Source organism: Pedobacter sp. GR22-6 (assembly GCF_037402555.1).
Classification (GTDB): domain Bacteria; phylum Bacteroidota; class Bacteroidia; order Sphingobacteriales; family Sphingobacteriaceae; genus Pedobacter.
This window is the reverse complement of the sequence record NZ_JBBEUC010000002.1, coordinates 262,689-288,807: the sequence shown is the minus strand read 5'-3', so window position 1 is coordinate 288,807 and position 26,119 is coordinate 262,689. Positions and strand designations below refer to the sequence as shown.

Here is a 26,119-nt window from a genome sequence, read left to right as displayed (position 1 = left end):
TCTTATAAGTGAACCTTAAAGCTCTTGGCAGTCAAATCCATTGTCTTTCAGTATTTTAATTGTCGGTTGAGCAATTTCGCTTAAGCTATCTATGCGCAAAATATTGTCGCAGTCTTCAAGGTCAAAATTCCATTTTGTAATTTCGAGATGTGTGTCAAGAAGTGGTTTAAGTGTTTCTATTTCTTTCTCATTTGTCACATTCGTTTTAAATACCGAAATCATTTGTCACCTTTTTGTTCGATTACAATTTTTTCAAGATCAGACCAAGCTCCACCATTAAAAACATTTTTATATCCTTTTTCCTTTAAAAGCGTCTCCACTTTTACACTTCTCAAACCATGAGAACAAGTAGTGATGTAGGTTTTATTGGTGTCAAGTTCAATGTATCTTTCCCGAATTGTTCCTAGTGGGATATTTATCGAACCATCAATATGACCTGTTTTATACTCGTATTCGGTTCGAACATCTAAAATTATTGCTCCATTTTCTATCTTTTCGGAAAGTCCGTTGTCAAGTTTCGCAAAGCGATAGGTGCGGTAAGAAATATAGATTAAAAGAATTGCACCCAAAATAATGTATAACGTTTTCATAGTTTGCTTAAAATTTTATGGTCAATGTAAAACGTTCCGAATGGAATAAAACAAGCCAAAATAATTTTCCAGGTCGTGGTTTTAAATTTCCAATTCTGCTCTACAGCTACACTTAAAGTATTGAAGAGGAATAGTAAGAATATAGCTCCGTGAATTGGTCCAAGAATCTTTGAAAAAGCTGGATTGTCAAAATAATGTTTCATCGGTGACGCAATAAAAATGAGCACCAGTAAGGAAACTCCTTCAAGAAAACCAATAATGCGTAATCTTCCGATTTTTGTTTTGAATAAATGTATCATACTATCTAAAATAAGGTCTGTTTGCTAAGGGTGAAAATGGCCAGGGAATGGCTATGAAAATGATGATAAGGGAAACCGAAAACCAAACCAACATTGTTTTGAATTTTTCTTTGTCGGTTGTTTTTCTTTTTGATAATGCAGAACCAATGGTAATTAAAATGATTGCGGTTAGCATTAAAATCAGGTGAAGTAGGCCAAAAAATGTAAGGTCTAAATTTTGGATGGCTTCATTGAAGTTTTGCCAAAAGTATTTGATTATCGGACTTTGGGTGTACAATATAATCCCAATTAGAAGCTGAATGTGTGCTATTGTAGCTGTCCAATGCCGGACGGCATTATCTGTTTTGGAAAATTGGGCGTTCGAAGAATAACCTCTGTATGCCCGATAAATTGCGTAAACTATACTTGCTAAAACAAGCCAACGCATGATGGAATGGTAAAAGGTAAGTGTTTGAAACATCGTAAATTTTATTTAACGATGCAAAGATATTAAAAACATACTAAGTGGTATGTTTTTATGTAAAATATTTTATCCTAAGCTATTTAGATAAATTTTTAGCTCTTTTAGGTACGAATGGTAACAGTCAGTATTATTATAAACCTTACCAAAATTTCTGATTCCCCAATATCCCGACATAATAAAATAGGCTACCTGCTGCGGATTTACACTATCTCTTACCGTTCCATTTTCTTTGGCGATTTTTATACTATTTTCTATTGTTTGTTGCCATTCTAAAGTCAGTTCAGCCAGAGCTTTTCCAAATTCAATATTCCAGGGAGTCATTTCCTGTGTTAAATTTCCTGCCGGACAACCATACTCTAGCTTTAGAAACGGATTTTCAAGAAGTAATGCTTTCGTCATATCGTAAATTTCCTTGATTGGATTTTTAGCATTTTGCAATGGTTTAATGAAATCATTTTTCATTGTCGGTTTCAAAATTTCATTAATTATTGCCAAACCCATTTCATCTTTGGTCTTGAAATGATAGTAAAATGCACCTTTTGTAACTTTGGTTGTAGCAATAATTTCATCAATACTTGTCGTTTGATAGCCTTTGGTATAAATCAATTCAAATGCTTTTTGAAGAATTGTATTCCGTGTTGTGGATGCTTTTGTCATAAAAGATACTAATTAGTATGAAATACGAAGTACGCACAATTTTATTAGTTTGGCAAGCTTTGAAAACGACTATCGAATTTTTTTGGAGTTTTTTAAGAGCTCACTACCCGTCTCTTTGTAGTCTATGTTTATCTCAGAGTTCTATTTTCCTCTCTCTAATTTTCGTTTGCTGTTTTTCTAAATTCAATTGGAGATTTTCCAGTTTGTATTCTAAAAAAACGCACAAAATAAGATTGGTCTTCATATCCGAGCTGGGCAGCAATTTCCTTTATAGTGAGGTCGGTATTGACAAGCAATTTCTTTGCCTGAAGTATAATCCTGTTTTTGATAATGGTATTAGGCGATATTCCTTTTTCATCTACAATTTTTCTGTATAAAGTTTTGGGACTGATATAAAGTAGTTCCGCATATTGTGCAACACCATGATATCGATAGTAATTTTCTTCAACCAAATGGCTGAATTTTCGCGTTACCGCATCCTCTATTGTTCCCAATCCTTTTTGTTCAGGCGACCTAGCAAGCCACGCTCTACTTGCTGTGATGATCAACTCCTTCAATTTTGTTCTTGTCATTTCTTCTGTCCAGTAATCATCTTTATTCAATTCCTCCTTTATCTCGTCAGCAATCCTGCTGAACGATCTATTTTCGTTATCAGTTAATGTAATGTACGGTGTTTCAAAAACATTGTTGAACAGAATTCCGTCACAAGTCAGCTCTTTGTCGTGGAAGGCAATACAATAAAACTCGGGATTGAAATAAATCAGTGCCCCTTTACTATTATCCTCAATTTGGAAATGTTGTCCCACACTAAAAAAAAATAAAGTATCCTGTTCTGTTTTATACTCAACAAAATCAGTAATTACGGAACTTCCCGCTTGTGCGTAAAGAACGATGTAGCAGTCGTTCGATTTTCGGCATGGCAGCGAAAAACCATCCGCCGGACTAGTGGTGTCAAAATCTAAATAACCGATTTTCTTGCTTCCAAATGATTTTAAAATTTCCATAAATAGATACTAATATTATTTCGATTTAGATATACAAAAATACTTTATTTGCCACTAATGGCTCGTTCGGTTCATAGATAAAAAAAGGGCGGTAAAGCTTTAAAACCAACCGTCCATTTTCAAATTTTAAAAGGATTTACTTTCCCCAAAACTCGTCTTCAGCAGATTGGTCTTCAGAAAACAACCAAACCTGTACAATTTTTTCATCCACCACTTCAAACAGATCCACACCATTCATATCCACTGTTCTTTCTCCAATTTTACCGCTAAAACGTGTTGGAAATGAAACTAAATTCCCGTTAGCCATTAAGGCGCTTGTAGGTTCTATCACCAATGAACCTTGTGTGGCTGCCATCATATCGCCAAGCATTTTGCCAATAGCATCCAGACCTGTTTTGGTTCCAGCAAACTGATGGTTTCCCGGTTGGTGCCATTTGGCGTCTGGACTAAAATGTGAAAAGGCGGTAGGAATGTCTCCTTGCGAAAGGGATACTGAATAAGCCGTTACTACTTCTATTGCTGTCATAATATTTGGTTTTAAAATTTCTAATTATTAATACTTTTTTTATTTTCCGAAAAATTCATCATCTACTGACTGGTCATCTGAGAATGTCCAAACCTGAATGATTTTTCCATCTTTTACTTCGAAAAGATCAAGACCGCCCAGATCCATAATTTTAGTTTCTGTTTTAGCGGTAAACCATACCGGAACTGCTATCAGATTTCCACTTTCTAACATCGGTCCGTTAGGTCTAACCTGCATATTTCCAGATGTATGGCTCATTATACCTTGAAACATTTGGATAATTTCACTGAGATTATTCTTCAATCCGGCAAACTGATTGTCTCCCGGCTGGCACCACTTGGTGTCCGGAGTAAATGATGAAAGTGCTTTTTCTAATTCACCTTTGCCTAATGCCTCAAAGTATGAAGCAACAACTTCTTTCGCTTTCATATATAGTTTGTTTATTTGATAAAATAATTTTTATTCTCTTTGGCCCATTCCGCTAAAGAAGTCATTTTTACAGGAAGCGTTTCCAGTATTTCGTTCATTTGAGGATTGAATTTTGAAGGATATTCCGATGCGTTTTGAAGCATTTCGTAATAAGCTGCAACGCTGTTTGCTCCTGCTTCACCCACCATTGGTTTTAATATATCGCCAAATTCTTTCGGCTTCTGCGGATAATAAACGATTTCTTCGCCTGTACCTTTAGAAAACGCTGTAGCCAAATCATTGCCTTTTAAATTTTCTAACCCGCTGATCTTAAAACTATCTGCTTTTAAATTTTCATTATAAATAGCTTCAACCACAAAAGCACTCACATCTCTGGAAGCTATCCAACCGATGGGCATTGCCTCTGGCGTAGGATAAGCTAATTTTTTCTCATTTGTTATGAAAGGGGCACAAAATGGTCCCATCATATTTTCCATATAAATAGTTGGTTCGATGATTACATAATCCACACCGCTATTTTTTAAATAATCCAGAACATCCAATTTCACATCATCTACCGGAGAACCTATTTTTTGAGTTTCTAACCAGCCACTTGTATTCCAAACAATTTTTTTTACGCCATTTGCTTTTGCTGCGTCAATTACATTTTTGGAATATTGAAAACCCTCAGAAGGATTGGGAAGCGATACAGGTATCATAAAGGCAATTGCATCCACACCGTTGGTAATTTCGTTAATTTTATCAGCATCAGCTAAGTTTGCCAAAACCGGCGTTGCTCCCGCCTGTGCCAACTTTTCAAAACTATTTTCTGAGCTTGTCGCAGCAATCACTTCTGCTCCTTTTTTCTTTGCTTCACCTATGACGTTGAATTGTTGAGAGCCTGTAGCTCCAAATACTAATATTCTCATTTTGTATTCTTATGTTTAATAATTAAAATGTGTATGATTGCCCATCTTCAGGAACGTTCACTTTATCGGTCATTCCTTTTTCAGAAAGAAATTCCTTTAATTCTTTTCGCGTAAGCGTATTGTGGTTTACACCTTCCATGTGGCTTACCACAATTGTTGCATTTGGAATCGCCTTATGTACTTCGTTGATGTCTTTTTTATTCATAATAACCTGTCCTCCGAAAGCAAACTGGTTGTTCCCGCCATTCAGAACCACTATTTCTGGTTTATGTAAATCGATTGCTTCTTGGACGCCTTGGTACCAGACGGTATCGGCTGCTATGTACAAGGTTTTTTCTGTTTGGTGTTTTAGCACTAGGCCGCAGACTAATCCTGCAATCTTCAAAATATAACCTTTCCCGTGTTGGGCTTTTGTTCTGTTCAGCTTTATGTCTTCAACTGAAGAATTTTCACCAAGAACTTCTACATTAGAAAAACCTGATTTTTCTATTTTTAGTTTATCGGTGTGATCCTGGACAAATATTTTAATTCCTTTAGGCAAGATACGAACAGCTTCTTTATCCCAATGGTCTGGATGCAGGTGACTGACAAATACAAAGTCAACATCTTTGATGATTTCTTCTTTAGCGTAAGGTAAATTGTTTAAAGGGTTTTTTTTGAAACTCCAATTTTTAGCCGGAATAAATGCAGGTAGCGTTCCTTTGTCAGACAGCATTGGGTCAATCAAAATTTTCTTTCCTGCATATTCTACAATTAGCGTTGCATTTCGTATTTGCTGAATTTTCATTTATAGTACGATTTTAAATTAGAACATTGGAGTGTTATTTGCCGGTGCATCCGGCATCTGCATCATAGCATCCCAGTGTTCGGGTAACTTTCCATTCTTAATACGATATATACCGATAAACCTCTATTCTTTTCCTGCCATCTCCCTACGGGAATGACGAATAACCATATTGTCTTCCGCCACAATGTGCTTAAATCCTACTTTTTGTTTTGGCACACCATTCGAGACAAGCATTTGTACAACTGCTTTTACGCTTTCAGGTCTATCAGGAACGGTTGGATTATGCTGTAGAAAATCCTTACCCATTAATTCGTCGACCCCGGGGATATCTAAATCACCAAAAATTATTTGGTAAGCCGTAATAGCTATATTTTTGTTAGTCTCTGTCTGTGTCATCGCGCCATATCTTAAGATAATATTTGCACAAAAATATATTACTGCTTACCTTTGAACAAGTACTTACCTATAAGTTTGGTACTTACTAATTGGTTAGAATTATTGATTATCAATGAAAAAAAACTTAAAAGTAAATCCTCCTTGCGATGATAGCTGCCCTGTTCGGGCATCCTTAACCTTACTAGGTGGTAAATGGACATTAATGATATTGTTCCAAATCAACGAAGGCGTAATGCGGTATGGTGAATTGAAAAGAGCTGTTACTGGCATTAGCGAAAAAATGCTGATTCAGGAATTGAATATGCTTGTTGAGCATAAGCTTGTCACCAAAAAAGTCTATCCACAAATTCCGCCTAAAGTAGAATACCGATTGACTGAATTGGGGATGAAGACTATGCCTATTGTGGATCAGTTGGCTCAATTCGGGCTGGAAAATTTAGTTTAATACTGCCTTTAAATTAATGTCGACTAGGGTATATTATGATAACTTCATAAAAAGTTTTTGCATCTAATGAGTTTTAACGATGATCGGCAAAGATATTCATCTATTAAAATTATGACATTGAATTAGTCGTGGTTCATTGGCACTTCGGACAACAGAACCACGGAATACTTCCTTTCAAATGTTTGCAGATCGACACCAGGCTTACTGAAAACGTATATTCTGAGGGTTCTTATTTCCAATTGCCTGTAAAAGATTTGATTTTTTTTTAATGAGCGATTTAGCACGATGAAACAACTACTAAAGTTGTTCTATTACCTGCCGGTATACCAAAAAAGTTGGTATCTCCCATAAGTGCATTGGGAACATCATTTAGCGAAGGTTACCAATGCCAGGAAAGGCCAGAATAGAAATGTGAGATAAGCGAAAAATAGTAGACTTTCCACAAAAACGAAATATTCAATATCATAATGCCAATGAAAGAAAGCCACCCAAATTGCTCTTCTGTTTTCGTTCCTGGCCGTACCAATCTGAACTGAAAGCTGCACCAAAAGTGAACTCCCTGTAGGTTACCCCAGTACGAATCGCTATACCACTTTTTTGATGCAGATAGCTCTTCGGGTTGTTTACATACATTCCTTGAACTCGAGAATATAAATTAATCTTCTGATTAATTTTGGGCTTGTGTTCAACCATCCCAAACATCTCCATATCGGGAGTCGATGAAATATCAGTTCTGGGGAAGAGTACTATAGTCCATAATGGGCTAGCAAAAGTATACATTACCCCTGCAGTTGGCCTCATGCCAGTCATTGGTGTGTAGTGAAAGCCAGCATTGACTGTAAACCCCTTGTAAATTCCATACGTTACATGTCCCTGCATCATCATATCGTCAACGCGATTCTGGCCCCATTCACCAATAATACTATTCACCGTAAAAATGCCTAAATTTGGAATAGAGTGAAATTTTTTACTGATCATCATCTGAGCATATGTGCCTCTGCTGCCAACCATCGTTTCCAGGATCACAGGAGGATTCTTAAGTTTTGGTAATTCTTGAGAAAATATTACCTGACTCGTCATTGAAAGTAAGATAGTTAATAAATTTTTTATTTTAAGTAGATACATATGATCGTTGTTTATTAGCTTGGACTACGCAAATGCTTAGTCGAATCATGATTCTGGAACGGATAAATAGGGAAGTTAGAAAATCTGCTATTATCAGGTTGCCCAAATAGGGGGCAGATCTATCAAAAAAATTAATTGAGCATATCATTACTACTTTGATGTATAACATATTTACCACCTCCGGTAAATATCAGAGATAAGCCCCCTCCAAGAAACAATAAATTCAGTTCAGCCATTAAACCTCCATATTTACCGATGGAAAATGTTGTCCAACCAAATGCCAAAAAAAGTGTGCTGACCATTACTAAAACAATTGCAAGCCCAGAAAGCCGTGTAAAGATGCCCAATATCATTAACACGGGAGCTATTAATTCACATAAAGGGATACCAATCCACAAAACTTCAGGTAGTCCATGCTCCGCTAGAATTCCTTTAATAGCATCATGACCATGTAGGACTTTCGCAATACCGTGAAAAAGCATTAATCCGCCTACAGAGAGACGCAAAATTAGAATCCCCAAATCGACACTGGCGACTTTTGTCAAATTACTCATATATTTATTCGTTTAATTTTTCTTTTTTTAAATCACAATCGATATTATCGATCGATACATATATCTGCTATAAGGATAATCTGCAGAACTACGACATTCTGCTTCTACAGCGAAAAACATGTTGCTGCAGGAAGCTTCAAACAGCAAAGTATTATACTCTTACAGTCCATTCAGATTTCACTATTAAATTTAAGTGCACAAAATCATTTTGTTAAATCAAGTATGTGAGCAAGATTCTAAACAGCACTGTTTGGTATATCGAAAGGTACTTCAATCTTAATCATTTCCCATTCAACTATAATTTTTCCTTTGTTTGAATCTAGCGGTAATATGGAATACCTCAGACGCTCGACTAAGCTATTAGAAATAGGTTTTACCTCTACGCGAATGATATCATCACGTTCAGAGTACTCATCGGCTAAATGCTGTCTGTGGTTTTTATTTAGAATGAATGTCCACATTTCTTTACCCGGTATAGTAAAGATCGCATACTTACCTGCTTCAATCTTTTGGTTTACGATTATAATTGGATTGTTGATTTCAAGTGTTGTTGCTTCATGTGCTCCGGTGACCCAGACCTTTTCGTATGGAACCAAGCCACCCCAAATTACGCGTCCCTTTACGCCAGGGGAACTATATTGCATGTGCAGATGTACGCCAGATATTGTTCTCATAATAACCATCTTAGGACTACCTTTGAGGGTATCGTTCTTGATCAGCCCCTTATTGACGCTATCAATGTACTTACGTTTAGAAGGAGATGAGGACTCCATGTGATGGCCTTCGTGACCAGTTACTGCGAGGCTATCAGTTGCCTCTTGGCCTGAATTTGAAAAATTCTTGCAGGATGTAAAACACAAACAAGCAAAAAAATACAACATTGTTTTTTTCATTATTAAGTCTTTAGTTATATTGGCAACTGTTAATATTAGAATTCAGAAAATCGTTTGTCCTTTATGAATTCATGATCTGTTAATGTCTTTAAAAAGGAAATGAGCACTTTTTTTTCTTCAGTATTTATTGATAAGCCCGGCTTACTTCTTTTACGTAAAACAGAATCTAGCGTTTCACTGGGTTTAATTCCAGAATTATAGTGCTCTAAAACAGCTTCAAGGGTTGAAATGCTACCGTCATGCATATACGGGGCTGTAAGTTCGACATTACGGAGGCTTGGCACCTTAAATTTACCAATATCTGAATCTTTAAGCGTTATCTCCTGTCGCCCTTTGTCAAAACGAAAGTCGTCAGTTGAACCATTATTACGAAAAGTTCCATCTGTGAATAGATCGGTTGCATGACAAGTGCTACATTTGTCCTTAAAGACTTTAAGTCCTTCCAATTCATTTGCATTCAGTTGGACTCCTTCTTTTCTTTTATATCGATCATAACGGCTATTCGCCGAGACCATAGTTGCAAGAAACTGCGAAATACTTTTTAAAAACAAGTGAGTTGAAATTGAATCCGCATTATAGGTCTCCTTAAATCTATCTCTATATCCTCGCGAAGCATTCAGTTTCTTCAAAACATGGCCTAGTTTTTCACCCATTTCAACTTCATTTTCTATAGCATTCAATGGGCTTAAGTCCAAATCGGATACGCCCCCATCCCAAAAAAATGAATTGCTAAAGATCAGATTCATCAATGGCAATGCGTTACGCCGTCCGATCCTGTTTTCTACGCCGTGGCTAAAATCATGATCCTGCTGTATGAAAGCCGAAACTTGCTGGTGGCAGGAACCACAAGACGTTGAGCCGTCAATAGAAAGGACACCATCATAAAAAAGTTGTCTACCTAACTCTACGCCTTTCCGGGTAATTTTATTCTTTTCAAGATCGTAAACCGGTAAGGGAAAATTTGATGGGATAGTTATTTTTATTAGTTGATCCTCATCATAAATGGTAAAGGCACTCACTATCACAAGAGACAAGGTCAAAAAAATGATATAAACTGATCTTGCTTTTTTCATGATTAGTTGTAGGAAACCTTTCCTAGTTTAAAACACGTAATGTAGTTATCAGCGATACTGGTAGATATTTCACCCCACATTACCGAGGGGTTTCGAGCAATTGTTATCGGTGTTTGAGCATCAAATAAGCCCGCTAAGTCAAGATCTACATTAATTGTCGGAACTTTGGATTTAGTAACTAGAAGTTCTTTTAGAGGAAATTCCTTTGTTCTTATACTATTTATTGTTTTTGTATTAAAACCTCCAAAGCCACCAACATGGTAGGCAAATTTATTTTTCTGCCGATCTGGAGCAGCTGGAGAGGTTCCTTCCATTTTAAAGAAAATGTAACCCGAATTCCATACCCAATACATTCCTGTAGCTATTCCCCCGACATCTAATGCACCAGTTCTTTTACTGATATCCATAGTATTTCGCAAACTATCAACTCCAACCGTCAGTGTGATCGCACTGTACTTCCCATTTGGAATGTTTTTCAAAATGACTTTTTTAGTTTCTGGTTCTGATTCCTTTATCAAGAAATATGAGCTATCCTGAGGCACAACATATGTAGAACCATCCTTTCTTGTTAAACGGATATTGCTTATAAAATAATTAAGCATGGAAAATTTCACTTTTTCGCCATGAGAATTTGTAAATTCTTTCGAGAAATCGATTTCTTCACCTTTAAACAAATGATTAAAATTGATCGTCAAACTTCCCTTCTCTTCTTTTTTCATGGTGAAGCCAAACAGCATACCAGTGGTTAACAATAATAAAATATGCTTTATGCTAAAATTCATATTGGTTTTTTTTGATTATTTATTCTTAAGTTTCTTCAAACAAATCTAGACTATCAATGATCAATAAAATCTTATTAGACCGGACAAGTATTTCGTTTATTGTCACATCACAACTGATAAATCAATGATTGATATCGAAAATCAATCATTGAGGTCTAAGAATATATTTTAAGTATTAAAAGTCTTGGGTAGATGCGTTTGCGGTTGATCTATTAAAACTAGAAGTCTAATCCACGATTTACGGGTTACTCTTGAAAACTTCCTTTACCACCTCCCTCCTGTATAGACTCAAGCATATACTTGGTATATGTTTGATATAGTTCAATTGATGGATTCCCTATCGAACGATTGCCTGGCAACGATGATCAGCATAAGAACCCAGCAAAATACGCTTATCATAAATGGATATCACGCTATTTCAGGAATACTAAACTTGAACCGAGCCGACATATCTTTGACTTGAGCAAATTGCGTTATTCAATCCGCTTATTTCGAAATTCAATTCAATAGCGCCACATAGTAGGAGAGTTCAATTTTTAAAGGTTAAGTTTGCAACTAATTATGTTCAGACGCGCTATAGCTACATTTTTATTATGTTCACTGATTTTCTCGAATTTCAGCAGGCTATACATTTATACTGCTTTTGAACTAAATCAGGATTACATTGCCAAAAATCTGTGCGAGAACCGTGATAAGCCGGAAAAGCATTGCAATGGTAAATGCTACCTCTCTAAAAAAATAAAACAAGCTGAAGAGAAGGAAAAAAAGCAGGAACAGGAAGGTCAAAAAAAAGGTATGCAGGAACAGTTTATCCTTTTGGAAACCAAACTAGCCACAATTTTCTCTTTAGAAATACGGAAGGATAAACCAATAGAAATGGATACCAAGATCTCTGATCGCAGCTTAGAAATCCTCCACCCACCTCCCCCTCACCTTTCTTAATTTTTATTGCCGCATTGCATTAATCATATAAAAATATGATCTGCTTTGCTATACACCCTATTTTGATAATTAAGGAGCCATCCGCTTACTGATGGCATAAATACATGTAAAAAAAATGAAAATATTACTTTATACATTAGGACTTATAATATTACTTTCTTCTTCCTGTTCAAAAGACGATGATCAAATTGTACAGAATGAGGGCGATGGTAGAACTACCATTACTTTTGATGCAACTTTCGGTTCCCAGGATTTCGTTTTGAACAAAGACTTTACTTCTGGAACAAAAAGCTTCAATTTCACTAAATTCAGGTATTGGATAAGCGGAGTGACCCTTGTTAACAGCAAGGGAGAAGAATACAAAGTTCCCAACTCCTATTTCTTGTTAGAAGAAACTTCTGAATTACCGGTTCAGGAGGGCGCATTCACCTACCCTGCCACAAAGCGTGAATCAATAGAATTGAAAAACATTCCCTTTGGCGATTATAAAACCATCAAGTTTTCCGTCGGCGTTGATAGCAAATATAACGACAATCTTAGCCTTCAGGCCGGAGAGTTATCCCAACTTAACGGCATGACAAACATATCCTGGATGTGGATGACCAGCTATATTTTCACCTCTATTGGCGGCAAAGTCAGCGAGGGCAGTGGTGCAACATTAACAACCAAATCAATTCGTGTAGAAACAGGCTTAAACGCAAACTATAAATCTGTATCACTGGATTTACCTTCCGCGGTGCAAATCAGTTCAAGCAAGGAGACAAAAATTGTATTGAAAGCAGATGTTGAAAAAGCGATAGATGGAGTAGATATAGTAAATAATCCTATTGTTGGTGCTTCAAAAGCTGCAATAATGACCTCAGTTGCTACGAATTACAGCACAAAGGTTTTTACTGTTAGTTCGGTGAATTAATTTGATGAAAGGCAGATCTGCAGGTCAGCATATATCTGCCCTAATGATTCTTATGCTTGTTGTCCTTTCTTGCAAAAAAGAGTCGGAACTGGATAAAAGAAACCAGACACCTAAAGCTGTCAAGCTACAGGTGCCTGGAAACTTTCCCGTCGCTTATGAGAATATGGATAACCCACTGACCGCAGAAGGAATCGAATTGGGCAGAAAATTGTTTTTTGATGTCAGGCTATCTGGCAGCAACCGGATTTCCTGTGCTTCATGTCATCATCAGGCGTTAGCCTTCTCGGATGGTGTGGCACTCAGTAATATTGGTGAATCAGGGAACATGCTGGACAGACATGCTCCTGCACTTTTCAACCTCGCCTGGTCTAGGTCTGGATTATTTTGGGATGGTGGATCCAAAAACTTGGAATCACAGGCTTTTGGACCACTGACCAGCCCGGATGAAATGCATCAGGATCTGCTTGTTCTCGAAGACGAGCTAAAGCAAGTTCCTGAGTATGTACAGCTATTTCAGTTTGTATTTGGCGGAGGGCGAGGAGAGATCAAATCGGCGATGATAGCTAAAGCTTTAGCTCAGTTTCAACGCACCCTGATTTCGGGTGGCTCAAAATACGATAAATACAAAAGAGGAGAATCTGGCACAAGGCTAAATAAAAAGGAGATGGAAGGCATGAATCTGGTGAAATCAAAATGTCAGCCCTGCCATGCTGGAGAGCTTTTTACAGATAACAGTTATCACAATAACGGAATTGATGAAGTATTTCCTGACACGCACGAGGGTGTTTTCCAGGGACGCTTTAGGGTAACTTTTCAATCAGCTGACCTAGGGAAATTTAAAACCCCATCACTCAGGAATGTAATACTCACCGCGCCATACATGCACGACGGCAGATTTAACACGATTGATCAAGTACTTGATCATTATCAAACAGGCGTTAAAACTTCCTCAACAACCGACCAGTTGCTTTATCAGAATATGGGCAAACCGGGTGTAGTACTGTCCCAAACAGAGAGAGATGCCGTACTTGCCTTTCTCTTTACACTAACTGATCAAGAATTTATTACCAATAAAAAACACAGTAACCCTAATGAATAACATGATGAGAAAAACTATAAATATATTGCAGGCAACTTTGCTCTTCGGCCTAATGCTGATGTCTATAGCCTGTTCCAAAGAGGATTCCCCTACACCTGAGTTTGAAGAAGAAAATCTTGCACACTTATCTGTAGAATTTGACAATATTGTTGGAGAACGGACGCTCGTCCTGAACAACACAGCCAGTCCGTATAGAAATGCTGCTGAAGAGCCGTTTACTATTTCCATGCTACAGTATTTCATCAGCAATATTAAAGTTACCACCGCTCAAGGCAATGTTTACACCGTAAATCAGGATAGCAGTTACTTTCTGATTAAGGGCAACGACAAAGCTACACGCTTTGCTAAAGTAAGGGTACCTGAAGGCGACTACACCAATTTGAGTTTTATTGTAGGAGTAGACAGTTTACGCAGTACGATGCCTGTTGACAAACGTACGGGAGTTTTGGATCCAGCAGCCGGAGGTGGCATGGAGGACGCTGGTATGTATTGGGGATGGAATAGCGGATATATCTTCTTTAAGATGGAGGGTAAATCCGATGTGGTATCAAACGATGCCAATGGAGACCCGACTGGTAATAAGCAGTTTAAATACCATATCGGTTTCTTTGGAGGTTACAGCGCACCAACGATCAATAATATCAAAGTTATTAATGTAGATCTGCGCACAGGAGGGATTGCCAAAGTCCGCAAGGATCGCCAGAGCAATATCCATCTTTTTGTGGATGTGATGAAGGTTTTTAATGGCAAAAACTCGTTCAAGATCCAGGAAAACCCTAACGTGATGTTCAGCGATTTCTCTTCGAAGATCGCGGCCAACCTTCTAGACCTGTTTAGACACGATCATACTGAAAACTAATGGTAAGGACTATAAAACATTGGAGCCTGTTCCTTGCGGTTGGTTTGCTTTTACTTTCCTGTAAAAAAGGTCCGGCAGTGAAGGATGAGACTCTTGATAAATGGCTGGGCTTTGTGAAACCAATACACTTCCCAGAGCCGGTATATAACCTGAAGAATAACCCGGTCACCAAGGAAGGCTTTGAACTGGGAAAGGCCTTGTTCAATGAGCCAAGGCTTTCCCGAAATAACACGATTACGTGTGCTTCTTGCCACATTCAATCCTCAGCCTTCACTCAGCATGGGCATGATGTGAGTCATGGAATCGACGACCGTCTGGGTACGCGCAACTCGCCTCCGATCATGAACCTGGCCTGGAATAAGGCCTTTATGTGGGGTGGTGGAGTATTTGATCTGGACCTTCAACCCATCACACCGATTACTGCGCATGAGGAAATGGATGAGACATTAGAAAATGTGCTGAAAAAGATTAGGACTACGGATAAGTACCCTCCAATGTTCAGAGCGGCTTTTGGTTCTGAAGAGGCAAGCACTTCAAGATTTATGAAAGCGCTATCCCAATTTATGGTGATGTGTATCAGCAGCAATTCGAAGTACGACAAAGTGCAACGCAAAGAAGCTGGTATAAGCTTTACGGAGGATGAGCAGACGGGCTACATATTGTTTAAAGAGAAATGTGCCTCCTGCCATTCAGAACCTTTGTTTACTGATGGTTCTTTCCGGAACAATGGTCTTGGTATTAACCCGATAAACGACCAGGGATTGTATTCCGCCACACTTATAGAAACTGATAGATATAAATTTAAAGTGCCATCATTGCGGAATTTGCAATATACCGCTCCTTACATGCACGATGGCCGTTTCCTATCGCTGACAGGTGTGCTGGAGCATTACAACTCGGAAGTACAGCCTACGCCTAACCTTGATCCCGTACTGAACCAGAACGGCAGGCGGGGCATCCCCTTGAACAGCAGTGATAGGCTGAAACTAATGTCTTTCCTGAATACTTTGAATGATCCCGATTTTATAAATAACCCATTATTAGCACAACAATAAATGAAGCGACTGTTTATAGGATTGTTTTTGACAATCATGGCCATGACTACGACGAAGGCCTGCGACATCTGCGGCTGTGGCGTAGGAAGTTACTACCTGGGCATTCTGCCTGAATACAACAAACGTTTTCTGGGTTTGAGATATCAGTACAAAAGCCTAAGGACACACTTGGGGCCTTTTGGTGAAAGCACGCCGCTGAGCACCGATGAGACTTACCAAAGTGCAGAAATCTGGGGAGGTGTCAATTTAGGAACTAGGTTCAGAGTATTGGGATTTTTGCCTTATAATTTCAACAGAAGGGAGAGCCAGGCATCCACCGGTCATAAAAATGGTTTGGGCGATATCGCTGTAATGGGCTATTATAAGGTTTTTGATAATATTGGAACTGCAGGAGAAAGGCTGTTGGTACAGTCGTTATGGCTTGGTGCTGGAATAAAAGTTCCTACTGGCAAGTACGAGCCAACAGAGCGTCTGGCCATATCCGAATCACCAAATAACTTCCAATTGGGTACAGCCAGCACTGATTTCACACTAAATGCTGCCTATGATATCCGTTGGAATGATCTAGGTCTCAATGCAAACTTCAACTATAAGATCAATACAGAAAATAAGTACAACTACCGCTATGGCAATAAGTTTACTTCAAATGTACTGGTGTACCACAAGTTCAGAATTGCGCAAAAAGTGACGGCAGCGCCAAACCTCGGTGTGTTATACGAAGCAGCCGTCAAGGATATAGAAGATGGGAAATATGAAGTAACTGTTTCTGGCGGACATTCTTTATCAGCCATTGCGGGAATTGAAATAGGAATGCAGGGGCTTTCTTTTGGAGCCAACTATCAAAATGTACGCTCACAAGATCTCGCAGGCGGTAGGGCTTATGCCGGAAACCGCCTTATGATCCACATGTCTCTACCTTTTTAATAATTGATAAACTTATACAACAAATATGAAACATACCCTTTTACTATGCTTGCTACTGATGTCATTACAAGCATGCCAAAATCAAGATGAATACAAATCTGTAAAACAGGAAGTTTTAGATGCTCATGACAAGATTATGCTCGATGGTGAGCGTGCGATCAGAAATAGAATGAAACTAGATACTATTGACGCCGAAATGGACAGCCTGGAAAAGATTAACATCATCACAGATGCCCTGGCAGAACGCCGGCAGGTAAGCAGATTACAATCTAAATTGGATAGTGCAGAAGAATATATGAACGACTGGATGCATAGTTTTCAAGTGGATTTGCCTGATAAGTCAAGCGAGGAGCAAAAGCTGTACTATCAAGCTGAACGAAAAAAAATCCACCATATGGATAGCCTTTTTAACATCGCAATTAGAGAGTCAGAAGGCTATTTACTAAAGTTTAAGAAAAAATGAGAAGACTAATGTATTCCATAATTTTGCTTCTTTTTGTCGCCTGCGGGCCTGAGAAAAGGTTGCCAATTTTAGGTCATAGAGAAGTCGTCAAAAAAATGGCTAATGGCAGCAGCGTTACAGATACAGTCTATCAGACCATACCGGCTTTTAGATTTTTAAACCAGGACAGCACAGTGGTCACAAACAAAAACTTTGACAACTCAATTTATGTTGCTGATTTCTTTTTCACAAGTTGCCCGACGATTTGTCCGACAATGCACCGAAATCTGATGAAAGTATATAAAAAATTCAAAGGAAATAAAGAGGTAAAACTTCTGTCTCATACCATTGATGTAAAATACGATCTTCCCTCTCGTATGAAATCATATGCTACAAAGTTAGGCGTAGAAGGCACACAATGGGAATTTTTATGGGGAAGCAGAGATTCGATATATAATCTTGCAGAAAAAAACTACCTGGTGGCTGTTAAAGAGGATAAAAATGAACCTGGAGGATACATTCACCAAGGGTATCTGATTCTCGTCGATAAACAGAAAAGGGTTCGGGGTGCCTACGATGGTACTCAAGAAGATCAGGTTAAGCAATTGATGGAAGATATGGACACACTACTCAAAGAGTACAATTAATAAGAAATGAATTTTCTAAAGCTGAGTGTGCTCAATGGTTTAGTAGTGCTATTCTCCTGCTGTGGTAATGCAGAATTAAAGGATACCGATGTTATTGCCCCACAGTATAATGTGGCTGTACTTGTCTATCCCGGCATAGAATTACTCAGCGTCGCCGGTCCCTCAGAAGTACTCAATAATGCCGGAGGCTACAATGTGTACACTGTGTCCGTGAGGCCCGGAAAAGTACATACCAGTAAAGGATTCATTTTTTTATCAGATTATAACATACAGAACGCACCACAACCGGATATTTTGATCGTTCCGGGCGGGCCCCTTGACGAAATCTTAACCTTGGCCGAGGATAAGGAACTAATCGGTTGGATTAAAGTTGTCAATCAAAACACTCGTTTTACCATGTCTGTATGTTCCGGGGCATTGATATTAGCGAAGGCTGGCCTTCTAGATGGAAAAACTGTCACCACACATAGCACTGCTATCGAACCTTTGCGTAAACTCAATCCGAAAACCACAGTGATAAGTGGAGTAAAATTCGTTCGTGACGGAAAAATCTTGTCGACGGCAGGTATTACCTCTGGGATAGATGGCACTCTGCAACTATTGTCCGGAATCAGCGGACTGGAAGTGGCTAAATCGGTATCTAAAGTGCTAGAGTATGACAAATGGGATCCGAAGAACACATTAACTGTAAAAATTAAGGAAAGACCATCGAATTAGAATTTTCAAAATATGAACAGCAACACAAGAATTTTAATGCTAATCATACTGGCGATCATCTCCAGCTTCATAAACCGAACATTAGCAACTATAGCAGAAAAGAGAGTGTTAAGGATGTCTAAAGAATTCCAGTGTAAAAGTGGGATCATGAAGTCGCCTTTGATCATCATATTATTGGTTTTCATATCCGCCTGCTCCAATAATGACACTAGACTACCCATACTGGGTAAAGCCGAAGTAGTTGGAGGAGAAACAGTCTATCCGAAGATAAAGCCATTTCTTTTTAAGGATCAGGATGGGAAGAATGTAACATTAGAGACCTTCAAGGACAAAATTTATGTTGCTGATTTCATGTTTTTGTCCTGTCCTACCATTTGTCCTAAAATGACAGCTGAGCTTAAAAAGGTCTACGCGGAGTTTGAGCAGAATGAAAAGGTACTCCTGCTATCTCATACGATCGATCCGGATCATGACTCCATACCCGCATTGAAGAAATACAGCGAAACACTAAAAGTAAAAGCCAACAAATGGCATTTTGTTACTGGAAACAAGAAGGCAATCTATTCACATGCCATAGAAAGTTATTTTTCAACCACGTATGAGGATGATTCAGCGCCAGGAGGATACCTCCATAGCGGGGCACTGTTACTTATAGATACCCAAAAACAAATCAGAGGCGTTTACGATGGAACGGACTCAAATGAAACAAAAAGGTTAATCTCAGACCTTAAAAACCTATTGGTTGAAGAATTTAAATCTAAAACATAAATAAAAATCATATGAAAATTACACACATCATTACCATCGGACTTTTCGCAAGTTTAACTGGCTGTAGCAGTGCTGATAGCCCAAAATCGCCCAGTACTAGTGACACTATTGTAAGCCAAAAAACAGAAGAAAGCGCTATGCCATTGGCAGTTCAGGAAAATACACCACCATCAGACTATCTAGCTGGTAAAGAATTGATCGAAAAATCAGATTGTCTCAGTTGCCATCACCAAACTAAGAAAGTTGTCGGCCCGGCATATGTCAACATTGCTATAAAATATGGTGGTAACGAGGCAGAAGCAGAAACGCTGGCCGATAAGATCATCGCGGGTGGTTCAGGTGCCTGGGGAGATATACCTATGACACCTCACCCTGGCCTAAACAAATCAGACGCACTAACAATGGTCAAATATATCCTATCACTTAAAAAATAATTCACAAGCAGACAAAGTGAGAAAGTTTATATCCATATTCATCTTAGTATTACTGCTGCTTCAAAGCACCAGTAAATTATGGATAGTATTATCTTTCTACATCCAGCAGGAAGTAATCGCGAAAACGAAATGCATCAATCGCTTTGACCTCATACCGATATGTAAGGGTCAATGCTACCTGGATAAACAGTTAAAAAACAATGACAAACAGGAACGTAGCTTGGCTGATGTTAAGGTCAAAGAGGTTCAGCTATATCTTTCCTTCGGAGTAGAATTCAAATTTTCTTCTAAAAGCTTGGTGCTGCAGTCACCAATACCTTGCTTCCAAAAAGCAAATGACCTTAATTGCTACATAGCTAACGTTTTTCGTCCTCCTGAATATTTATCCTTTTTAACGGTTTAATTTCATTTTACACGCAAATATTTCAATATGCAAAAAACAGAACTACCTGTTTACAGTATAGGTTTATTTGGTGATGGCATTAAACACTTTTGGATGGGTAAATTCACAGGGCTTATAGATAGGTATCCTATTTTGGGATATCCGCACCGACAAGATTTTTACACAATACTATTAGTGGAAAATGCGCTTGGAGAGATTTTAGTTGATAGCGAAAAAATCAACCTGAATTTTAGCGCAAAGGCAATCATCATTAAACCTGGCTGTATTTTAAGCCTCGATTTAAATAAACAAGCGATTGGACATATTGTCTGTTTCACTGAGCAATTTTTTTCATTAAGATATAACAATAACATGCTGCACCAATTCTCCTATTTCAGAAGAGAGGCAAGACCATATCTTCGTTTACATGACAAGAACAAATCACGCCTGGACCAGCTTATTGAACTTTGTCATGATGAATTCGGTTCTGACCTCGGTGAATCAGAAACATTACTGAGGTCCTATCTGAACATTATATTATTTGAATTAGAAAGGATGTATCATCCTACTGGATTTCAGGCCCACAAAAATATTAAGCAAGAAAAGATTCAACAATTTGAAGAGCTGATTAATTTACATTTTTATTCAAAGAAATTACCTTCATCATATGCTGATCTGCTCTTTATGAGTCCAAATTATTTGAACAAAATCTGTAAAGAAGAGACTGGCCAGACTGCTGGAGATCTGATCCGAAGACGTGTTGCGATTGAGGCACAGCGGTTACTCCACTACAGCAGCTGTACCGTTAACGAAATAGCACACCAACTTGGCTTTGACAACATTTCTTACTTCGTGACCTATTTTAAAAAGCAGACTGGCTTAACTCCGGAGCAGTTCAGAAAGGAAAAACATTAATCCTATGATCAGTACAGCGAGATTGTTCCATCGGAACAGCTCGCTCTACCAATATGAAAGTGACATGATGCTGATAAAAACAAAAGTTCCAGATAACAACACGGAAACAAAATGAGATACCTTTGTAACGGGCAAAACTTCAAATGTTTCTATTAGTACAATTTCCAATACACTATAATTGAAAACAAAAACATCAACCAATTTTTTGAATGAAAGAATTCCGAAATATGAAAATGACATTTTAAATAATGTTCACGAGCACTTTAGTCTACATATGAAAGATTATACAGATCGATTTCTGGAAACAAGCAACGTTGCGCATAGCCATAATTATTATATAATTGGGATCTTACACGAAGGAACGCTATCCCATCTTGCCGATTTTAATCATGACTGCGTATCCGCCCCTGCAATACTTCTTCTTGATGTTGATCAGGTACACACGCATCCCGATATGGATAACTGCAAACTCACATCAATTGCGTTTTCCCCAAGATTTATTGCAGACCAGAATGATATGTTCTTATTAAAATTAACTCAGGTCTTTTCAAGATCATTCATCAAAATTCCAAAAGATGAACTTGATCAACTGGATGAGATCCTCAGTATTCTGGACAGATATCATCGAAAAGAACATCGGGAGATAGAATTGATCCAGGCGTTGCTTAACGTCTTCATTCTGAAATGTGCCCGACTTTCAGAAAATTTTCCAATGTTAGAAACACAGAAGAGTGACTTATACGCTGATTTCAGAATGAGTTTGAAAAAAAACTTTGATAAAGAACACCATGTGAAGTTCTACGCTGATTTACTAAATGTCAGTGCTAGTATTTTGAATCTGGCGGTAAAAAAAACGACTTCTAAAACACCAAAACAGCTTATCGATGAACACCTAGTGCTTGAAGCACAGCGATTGCTCTGCTGGAGCGATATATCTGGAAAGGAAATGTCCTGGAAACTAGGTTTTGAGACCGATAGTTACTTTAACAAGTTTTTTAAGAAACATACGGGCTTAACCCCGAAAGATTTTCGGAGAAAAGCCCGTATATCATCTTAACTGGTGTCTTAATTCACGTAAGACCGTTCAATAATATTTACTTTTTGGGCAAAAACAACATGTCTCCATATCGGTTGTAAACCATGCCGAGGGCGATATCATCAGCAATTTCTTTACCGTTAATCAATTCTATCGCCTGTAGTGCAACGTCAAAACCAGAAGTTACTCCTGCACCGGTCAGAAATTTACCATCTACAACGAAGCGCTTTTTTTCCTGAACGTTAATCTCTTTATGGCTTTTCAATTCATCTATAGACCAGTGGTGAGTAGTAGCAGACCGCCCATTTAACAATCCTGTATTTGCCAGTATTAAGCCACCAGTACAAACCGACATCGTCATTTGCGTGTTTATGTTTTGCTTGACAATCCAATCCATCATCTTGTTATCAGCAGATATCTTTTTGACAATTTCCGGAGATGTTCCGGGAATCACCAGGATATCAGCCTGGGGGGCATCAAAAATGGTATATCGTGCGATCAGATTGACGGTTCCGCCATCCATAATGATGGTTTTGTTGGCTGTGGCCGAAACAGTATATATATTATATTTACCATTCCAATTGTTAGCTTTAACAAATACGTCAATCGGGCCACCGGTATCGACGATTTCAACTCCGTCATAAACTAAAACACCAACATTAATTTTACGGTCACTTGGAAAATTAAATCCTGAGACCTGCTTATCTTGTGCATTGACACCTAGTGAATATGTAAATAAGGATAGGGTTGCTAGAACTAATTGTATTCTTCTCATAAAAATTTGTAATTATATTAATAAGATTAAGTGGAAAATTTGTCTGCCGGCAAAGCTTTATCACAACGCTGCAAATTTATAGTGCTGACCTACTTCAAAAATTATACTTCTAAGCTATTTAATTGTACTTTTTCAAATGTCTTGTGATACCAGAATAATTTTATCTTAAGTTCAATAATGACAAACACTGATGGCTGATATACAAAGAACAAAAATATACCACACATCTTAATCAAAGGTTCGTTCAGCATATATTGTTGATTTTATAAATAGAACTCCACTTTCATCAAGATACTGTAGCGTTTATAAAAATGTCCTGCTTGTTTATTACTACATAAATGCGCTCTAAAATCCGAATTTTGTAGTCTCAAACTACTCACATGGATATTCCTTTATTTCATCTGGATTGGCTAAATAACAGAATGCTAATTGCGCTGATAGCTACCCTACATGCCCTAATTAACCATTCCCTTGCTGTGGGTTTCATCCCCCTGATTACTTGGTTAGAAAATAAAGGTGTACTAAATAGCGAGCCCAATGAGATTACTGACTTAAAATGGGACGAAATGGTCTACAAGATGATGTGGACAGCCTTTATCATCACCACCACCATAGGAGCCATGACCGGAGTTGGAATTTGGTTTTCCGTATCATTAGTAAGCCCTAATTCTATTGGAAGCCTGATAAGAGTGTTTTACTTTGCATGGTTCACGGAATGGACTGTTTTTATCACCGAAGTGATACTGATCCTGATCTATTTTCTCACTTGGAAAAATGCCAATAAGACGCTAAAATCCAAGATGCGGCATATTAAATTTGGCTGGTACTTGAGTGTATTTTCTTGGGTAACAATGGCGCTGATTGTTTCAATACTAGGTTTTATGATGGATCCAGGCAACTGGACCAAAGACAGGACCTTTGCTTCTGCAGTTACGAATCCGCTTTACCTGCCACAACTTCTTTACCGTACCCCGCTGGCCATGGTACTTGGGGGTACATTTGGATTCTTTCTGGTTTCCATTTTCACAAAAAAAACAGACCCTAATCGGATCAAAGCATTTCGATCGATTGGAAAATGGGTTTTAGCATGGCTCCCTTTTGCGGTTGCCAGCTCGGTATATTATTTTAAAGCAGTTCCCGAAGCTAATCTCGCTAACCTTTCGGTTGCTGTCGGAACCCAATCCTTCCAACAATGGTACGCCATTATGTGGAAGTTAATTCTTGCCGCTTCGTCAATTATTCTTATCGCAGCAGTTGTTGCAATTTGGTGGCCCAAAAGGTTGGGCATCATATCTCTGGGAGTAACACTTGCTTTCTCTCTCGCTTTCATGGGACTATTTGAACGGGTTAGAGAATTCATTAGAAAGCCCTATATCATTAGCAATTATATGTATTCCAACTTATTGAGGGAGGAAGACTATCCATTGTACAAAAAAGACGGGATTTTGAAGTGGGCGACCTACACCAGCACTCCAGTAATCACTCCACAAAATAAAATAGAGGCAGGCAAGAATCTCTTTCTCCTTACATGTAGCAGGTGTCACACGACACAGGGTGTTAACTCAATCACCTTTGTATTTGACAGGATGTACGGAGGAACAGGAAAACCATTTCCGGAAGAAGCTATGAAAAGCTATATAGAAACCTTACATAATGCAAGAGAATTTATGCCGCCTTTTCCCGGTAATAAGAAAGAAATTGATGCCTTGGTAGCCTATATCAGACAGCTCCAAAAGGCAAAAGAAGTGCTCGAAGGCGCACAGGAATCGGGAGTGACGGTAAACCCCGAGCAATCAGTTGAAGCTTTTAAAAATAAAGAAAAATAGATCATATGTTACTACTACAGTCTACAGTCCCGCTGCCCCACGACATCCCCTTGCCATTGCCTATTCCCGAGACCTTATTAGTGGCTGTGCTGATCGTTTCGTTTCTGATTCATATTGTGTTCGTTAACTTAATGCTTGGAGGGTCACTATTGACCTTCTGGTGCCAGATCAAAGGTTTAAAAGAAAAGGAATACGACACGCTTGCGCATGAAATCGCAAAAACCATCACTGTAAACAAAAGTCTGGCTGTAGTTATGGGAGTTGCACCCTTATTGAGTATAAATGCCTTATATACCCTATATTTTTACACTGCAAATTCACTAACGGGCTTAATGTGGATTGCCATTATCCCTCTGGTAACCGTTGCTTTTTTACTAACTTATCTTCACAAATATACTTGGACAGTTTTAGCAAACAACAAGCCTCTGCACGCAACCATTATTGCAATTGCATGCGCTATTTTCCTGTTCATCCCACTCATATTTCTTACGAATATTAACTTAATGCTTTTTCCGGAGAAATGGGGAAGTATCAAAGGATTTATGTCAGCGCTGACCCTTCCTAATGTTTTCCCCAGATATCTTCACTTTATATTTGCATCCTTTGCGGCAACGGGGTTATTTCTTTTTTGGTATATAGGACGAAAAAATTACCCCTTCGAAACTATCTTTAAAAAACTCACGAGATACGAGATCAGGAAAAAAGCGTATTCCCTTGTATTGGCAGCTAGTGGAATCCAGTTCCTAGTAGGCCCCATTGTGCTCCTTACACTGCCATCCAAAGGTATGGGCTGGAATCTTATGCTAGTCATCTTTTCAGGTGTGGTTGTTGCAATACCCGCCATGTACTGGATATATAAAGCCATAACAGGGCCTAAACACAGACTTGCTAATGATTTTTGGAAGGTTGCCCTGTGCCTGACCTTCACTATAATATTCATGGGCTATGGCCGCCATATATATAGGGCAAATTCTCTAGATCCGCATCGAAAAATGGTGGCTAAAAAAACCTTGGCATTTACAAAAGCTTCAGAGGAAGCGAGAAAAAATCCTGTTGAAGATTTAGAGGCCGATGCATCACTTGCAGAGCTTCCAAAAGGAGCCTTGGTCTTCAAACAGAACTGTGCTGCCTGCCATTCAAAGGATGTCAAGGTTGTAGGCCCTCCAATTATTGAAATGGTTTCTATCTATAAAGGTGATGAATTAGGCTTAAAAAGCTGGATCAAATCTCCAGGGAAGAAACGTCCTGCTGCTCCGCAAATGCCAGCTTTCGGAGACAAACTATCAGAAGATGATCTAACTGAACTCAGCAGATTTATTTTAAATACAAAATAGTAGCTTATGACACCTTACATACTGATATTTTTCTTAGTGATTATTGTTTTTCTAATCAAAACAGCGATCGACTTAAATGCATTAATCTCAATGGTACGAAAGGATCAGGAAATACTATCG

The 26,119-nt window shown here is 38.4% G+C and carries 33 protein-coding genes; 16 read left to right on the top strand and 17 right to left on the bottom strand.

What is annotated here, in order from left to right; translation table 11 throughout:
• Positions 1-15: 15 nt before the first annotated feature.
• The 11 genes from WAE59_RS08850 to WAE59_RS08800 form a co-directional block, all read right to left on the bottom strand.
• Positions 16-222 carry a hypothetical protein gene (locus WAE59_RS08850; RefSeq protein WP_177760907.1) on the bottom strand — a complete coding sequence of 69 codons (207 nt, stop codon included), beginning with the start codon at positions 220-222 and terminating at the stop codon, positions 16-18.
• The gene (locus WAE59_RS08845) at positions 219-590 is read right to left on the bottom strand and encodes a rhodanese-like domain-containing protein (protein ID WP_337855590.1); all 372 of its coding nucleotides are present in this window, start codon (positions 588-590) and stop codon (positions 219-221) included. Before WAE59_RS08845 ends, WAE59_RS08850 begins: the two co-directional genes overlap by 4 nt.
• Positions 587-889: a DUF3817 domain-containing protein gene (locus WAE59_RS08840; RefSeq protein ID WP_248932280.1), complete on the bottom strand. Its 303-nt coding sequence runs from the start codon at positions 887-889 to the stop codon at positions 587-589. Before WAE59_RS08840 ends, WAE59_RS08845 begins: the two co-directional genes overlap by 4 nt.
• Position 890: 1 nt before the next feature.
• On the bottom strand, positions 891-1,316 hold the full coding sequence (locus tag WAE59_RS08835) for a hypothetical protein (RefSeq protein ID WP_337855589.1): 426 nt from the start codon (positions 1,314-1,316) through the stop codon (positions 891-893).
• Positions 1,317-1,418: 102 nt separating this feature from the next.
• The gene (locus tag WAE59_RS08830; protein ID WP_123868562.1) at positions 1,419-2,009 is read right to left on the bottom strand and encodes a TetR/AcrR family transcriptional regulator; all 591 of its coding nucleotides are present in this window, start codon (positions 2,007-2,009) and stop codon (positions 1,419-1,421) included.
• A 155-nt stretch (positions 2,010-2,164) separates the two neighbouring features.
• Positions 2,165-3,013 (bottom strand): AraC family transcriptional regulator, encoded by an 849-nt coding sequence (locus WAE59_RS08825; RefSeq protein ID WP_337855588.1) that lies wholly within the window; start codon positions 3,011-3,013, stop codon positions 2,165-2,167.
• Positions 3,014-3,149: 136 nt separating this feature from the next.
• Positions 3,150-3,539, bottom strand: coding sequence for a nuclear transport factor 2 family protein (locus tag WAE59_RS08820; RefSeq protein ID WP_337855587.1), 390 nt, complete (start codon positions 3,537-3,539; stop codon positions 3,150-3,152).
• Positions 3,540-3,578: 39 nt separating this feature from the next.
• Complete coding sequence (locus tag WAE59_RS08815) at positions 3,579-3,968, bottom strand: nuclear transport factor 2 family protein (protein ID WP_123868559.1); 390 nt, start codon at positions 3,966-3,968, stop codon at positions 3,579-3,581.
• Between the two features lie 11 nt (positions 3,969-3,979).
• Positions 3,980-4,876: an SDR family oxidoreductase gene (locus WAE59_RS08810; protein ID WP_337855586.1), complete on the bottom strand. Its 897-nt coding sequence runs from the start codon at positions 4,874-4,876 to the stop codon at positions 3,980-3,982.
• 22 nt (positions 4,877-4,898) lie between these two features.
• Positions 4,899-5,663 carry an MBL fold metallo-hydrolase gene (locus tag WAE59_RS08805; RefSeq protein ID WP_337855585.1) on the bottom strand — a complete coding sequence of 255 codons (765 nt, stop codon included), beginning with the start codon at positions 5,661-5,663 and terminating at the stop codon, positions 4,899-4,901.
• A gap of 123 nt (positions 5,664-5,786) precedes the next feature.
• Positions 5,787-6,059: a nuclear transport factor 2 family protein gene (locus tag WAE59_RS08800; RefSeq protein WP_337855584.1), complete on the bottom strand. Its 273-nt coding sequence runs from the start codon at positions 6,057-6,059 to the stop codon at positions 5,787-5,789.
• Between the two features lie 112 nt (positions 6,060-6,171).
• Between WAE59_RS08800 and WAE59_RS08795 the strand changes: the two genes are divergently transcribed.
• The gene (locus WAE59_RS08795; RefSeq protein ID WP_337855583.1) at positions 6,172-6,504 is read left to right on the top strand and encodes a winged helix-turn-helix transcriptional regulator; all 333 of its coding nucleotides are present in this window, start codon (positions 6,172-6,174) and stop codon (positions 6,502-6,504) included.
• Positions 6,505-6,966: 462 nt separating this feature from the next.
• On the opposite strand, the gene WAE59_RS08790 is transcribed toward WAE59_RS08795, so the two are convergent.
• From WAE59_RS08790 to WAE59_RS08770, 5 genes are all read right to left on the bottom strand, one after another.
• On the bottom strand, positions 6,967-7,629 hold the full coding sequence (locus WAE59_RS08790) for a hypothetical protein (protein ID WP_337855582.1): 663 nt from the start codon (positions 7,627-7,629) through the stop codon (positions 6,967-6,969).
• A 131-nt stretch (positions 7,630-7,760) separates the two neighbouring features.
• A complete protein-coding gene (locus WAE59_RS08785; RefSeq protein WP_337855581.1) occupies positions 7,761-8,183 on the bottom strand; it encodes a DoxX family protein in 423 nt (140 codons plus the stop codon).
• A 236-nt stretch (positions 8,184-8,419) separates the two neighbouring features.
• The gene (locus tag WAE59_RS08780; protein ID WP_337855580.1) at positions 8,420-9,076 is read right to left on the bottom strand and encodes a DUF2911 domain-containing protein; all 657 of its coding nucleotides are present in this window, start codon (positions 9,074-9,076) and stop codon (positions 8,420-8,422) included.
• A 35-nt stretch (positions 9,077-9,111) separates the two neighbouring features.
• Positions 9,112-10,149: a cytochrome-c peroxidase gene (locus tag WAE59_RS08775; protein WP_337855579.1), complete on the bottom strand. Its 1,038-nt coding sequence runs from the start codon at positions 10,147-10,149 to the stop codon at positions 9,112-9,114.
• Positions 10,150-10,151: 2 nt separating this feature from the next.
• Entirely contained in the window at positions 10,152-10,931 is a 780-nt protein-coding gene (locus WAE59_RS08770) for an MbnP family protein (protein WP_337855578.1), read from the bottom strand.
• 561 nt (positions 10,932-11,492) lie between these two features.
• Between WAE59_RS08770 and WAE59_RS08765 the strand changes: the two genes are divergently transcribed.
• The 13 genes from WAE59_RS08765 to WAE59_RS08705 all read left to right on the top strand — a co-directional run bounded on the left by WAE59_RS08765 (position 11,493) and on the right by WAE59_RS08705 (position 22,085).
• Positions 11,493-11,873: a hypothetical protein gene (locus tag WAE59_RS08765; protein ID WP_337855577.1), complete on the top strand. Its 381-nt coding sequence runs from the start codon at positions 11,493-11,495 to the stop codon at positions 11,871-11,873.
• Between the two features lie 115 nt (positions 11,874-11,988).
• Positions 11,989-12,786 carry an MbnP family protein gene (locus tag WAE59_RS08760; RefSeq protein WP_337855576.1) on the top strand — a complete coding sequence of 266 codons (798 nt, stop codon included), beginning with the start codon at positions 11,989-11,991 and terminating at the stop codon, positions 12,784-12,786.
• A gap of 4 nt (positions 12,787-12,790) precedes the next feature.
• Positions 12,791-13,885, top strand: a complete 1,095-nt coding sequence (locus WAE59_RS08755) for a cytochrome-c peroxidase (protein ID WP_337855575.1) — start codon at positions 12,791-12,793, stop codon at positions 13,883-13,885.
• A 1-nt stretch (position 13,886) separates the two neighbouring features.
• Entirely contained in the window at positions 13,887-14,744 is an 858-nt protein-coding gene (locus tag WAE59_RS08750) for an MbnP family protein (protein ID WP_337855574.1), read from the top strand.
• Complete coding sequence (locus WAE59_RS08745) at positions 14,744-15,799, top strand: cytochrome-c peroxidase (protein WP_337855573.1); 1,056 nt, start codon at positions 14,744-14,746, stop codon at positions 15,797-15,799. Before WAE59_RS08750 ends, WAE59_RS08745 begins: the two co-directional genes overlap by 1 nt.
• On the top strand, positions 15,800-16,723 hold the full coding sequence (locus WAE59_RS08740) for a transporter (protein WP_337855572.1): 924 nt from the start codon (positions 15,800-15,802) through the stop codon (positions 16,721-16,723).
• Positions 16,724-16,748: 25 nt separating this feature from the next.
• Positions 16,749-17,186: a hypothetical protein gene (locus WAE59_RS08735; RefSeq protein WP_337855571.1), complete on the top strand. Its 438-nt coding sequence runs from the start codon at positions 16,749-16,751 to the stop codon at positions 17,184-17,186.
• Entirely contained in the window at positions 17,183-17,812 is a 630-nt protein-coding gene (locus WAE59_RS08730; protein WP_337855570.1) for an SCO family protein, read from the top strand. Before WAE59_RS08735 ends, WAE59_RS08730 begins: the two co-directional genes overlap by 4 nt.
• A gap of 6 nt (positions 17,813-17,818) precedes the next feature.
• A complete protein-coding gene (locus WAE59_RS08725) occupies positions 17,819-18,529 on the top strand; it encodes a DJ-1/PfpI family protein (protein ID WP_337855569.1) in 711 nt (236 codons plus the stop codon).
• A gap of 12 nt (positions 18,530-18,541) precedes the next feature.
• Positions 18,542-19,297 carry an SCO family protein gene (locus WAE59_RS08720; protein ID WP_337855568.1) on the top strand — a complete coding sequence of 252 codons (756 nt, stop codon included), beginning with the start codon at positions 18,542-18,544 and terminating at the stop codon, positions 19,295-19,297.
• 11 nt (positions 19,298-19,308) lie between these two features.
• Entirely contained in the window at positions 19,309-19,731 is a 423-nt protein-coding gene (locus WAE59_RS08715; RefSeq protein WP_337855567.1) for a c-type cytochrome, read from the top strand.
• Positions 19,732-20,161: 430 nt separating this feature from the next.
• Entirely contained in the window at positions 20,162-21,028 is an 867-nt protein-coding gene (locus WAE59_RS08710; RefSeq protein ID WP_337855566.1) for a helix-turn-helix domain-containing protein, read from the top strand.
• 178 nt (positions 21,029-21,206) lie between these two features.
• Positions 21,207-22,085, top strand: a complete 879-nt coding sequence (locus WAE59_RS08705; RefSeq protein ID WP_337855565.1) for a helix-turn-helix domain-containing protein — start codon at positions 21,207-21,209, stop codon at positions 22,083-22,085.
• Between the two features lie 37 nt (positions 22,086-22,122).
• On the opposite strand, the gene WAE59_RS08700 is transcribed toward WAE59_RS08705, so the two are convergent.
• Positions 22,123-22,839, bottom strand: coding sequence for a DJ-1/PfpI family protein (locus WAE59_RS08700; RefSeq protein WP_337855564.1), 717 nt, complete (start codon positions 22,837-22,839; stop codon positions 22,123-22,125).
• A 380-nt stretch (positions 22,840-23,219) separates the two neighbouring features.
• Between WAE59_RS08700 and WAE59_RS08695 the strand changes: the two genes are divergently transcribed.
• Positions 23,220-24,665, top strand: a complete 1,446-nt coding sequence (locus tag WAE59_RS08695; RefSeq protein ID WP_337855563.1) for a c-type cytochrome — start codon at positions 23,220-23,222, stop codon at positions 24,663-24,665.
• A gap of 5 nt (positions 24,666-24,670) precedes the next feature.
• The gene (locus WAE59_RS08690) at positions 24,671-25,999 is read left to right on the top strand and encodes a c-type cytochrome (RefSeq protein WP_337855562.1); all 1,329 of its coding nucleotides are present in this window, start codon (positions 24,671-24,673) and stop codon (positions 25,997-25,999) included.
• Positions 26,000-26,119: the final 120 nt, after the last annotated feature.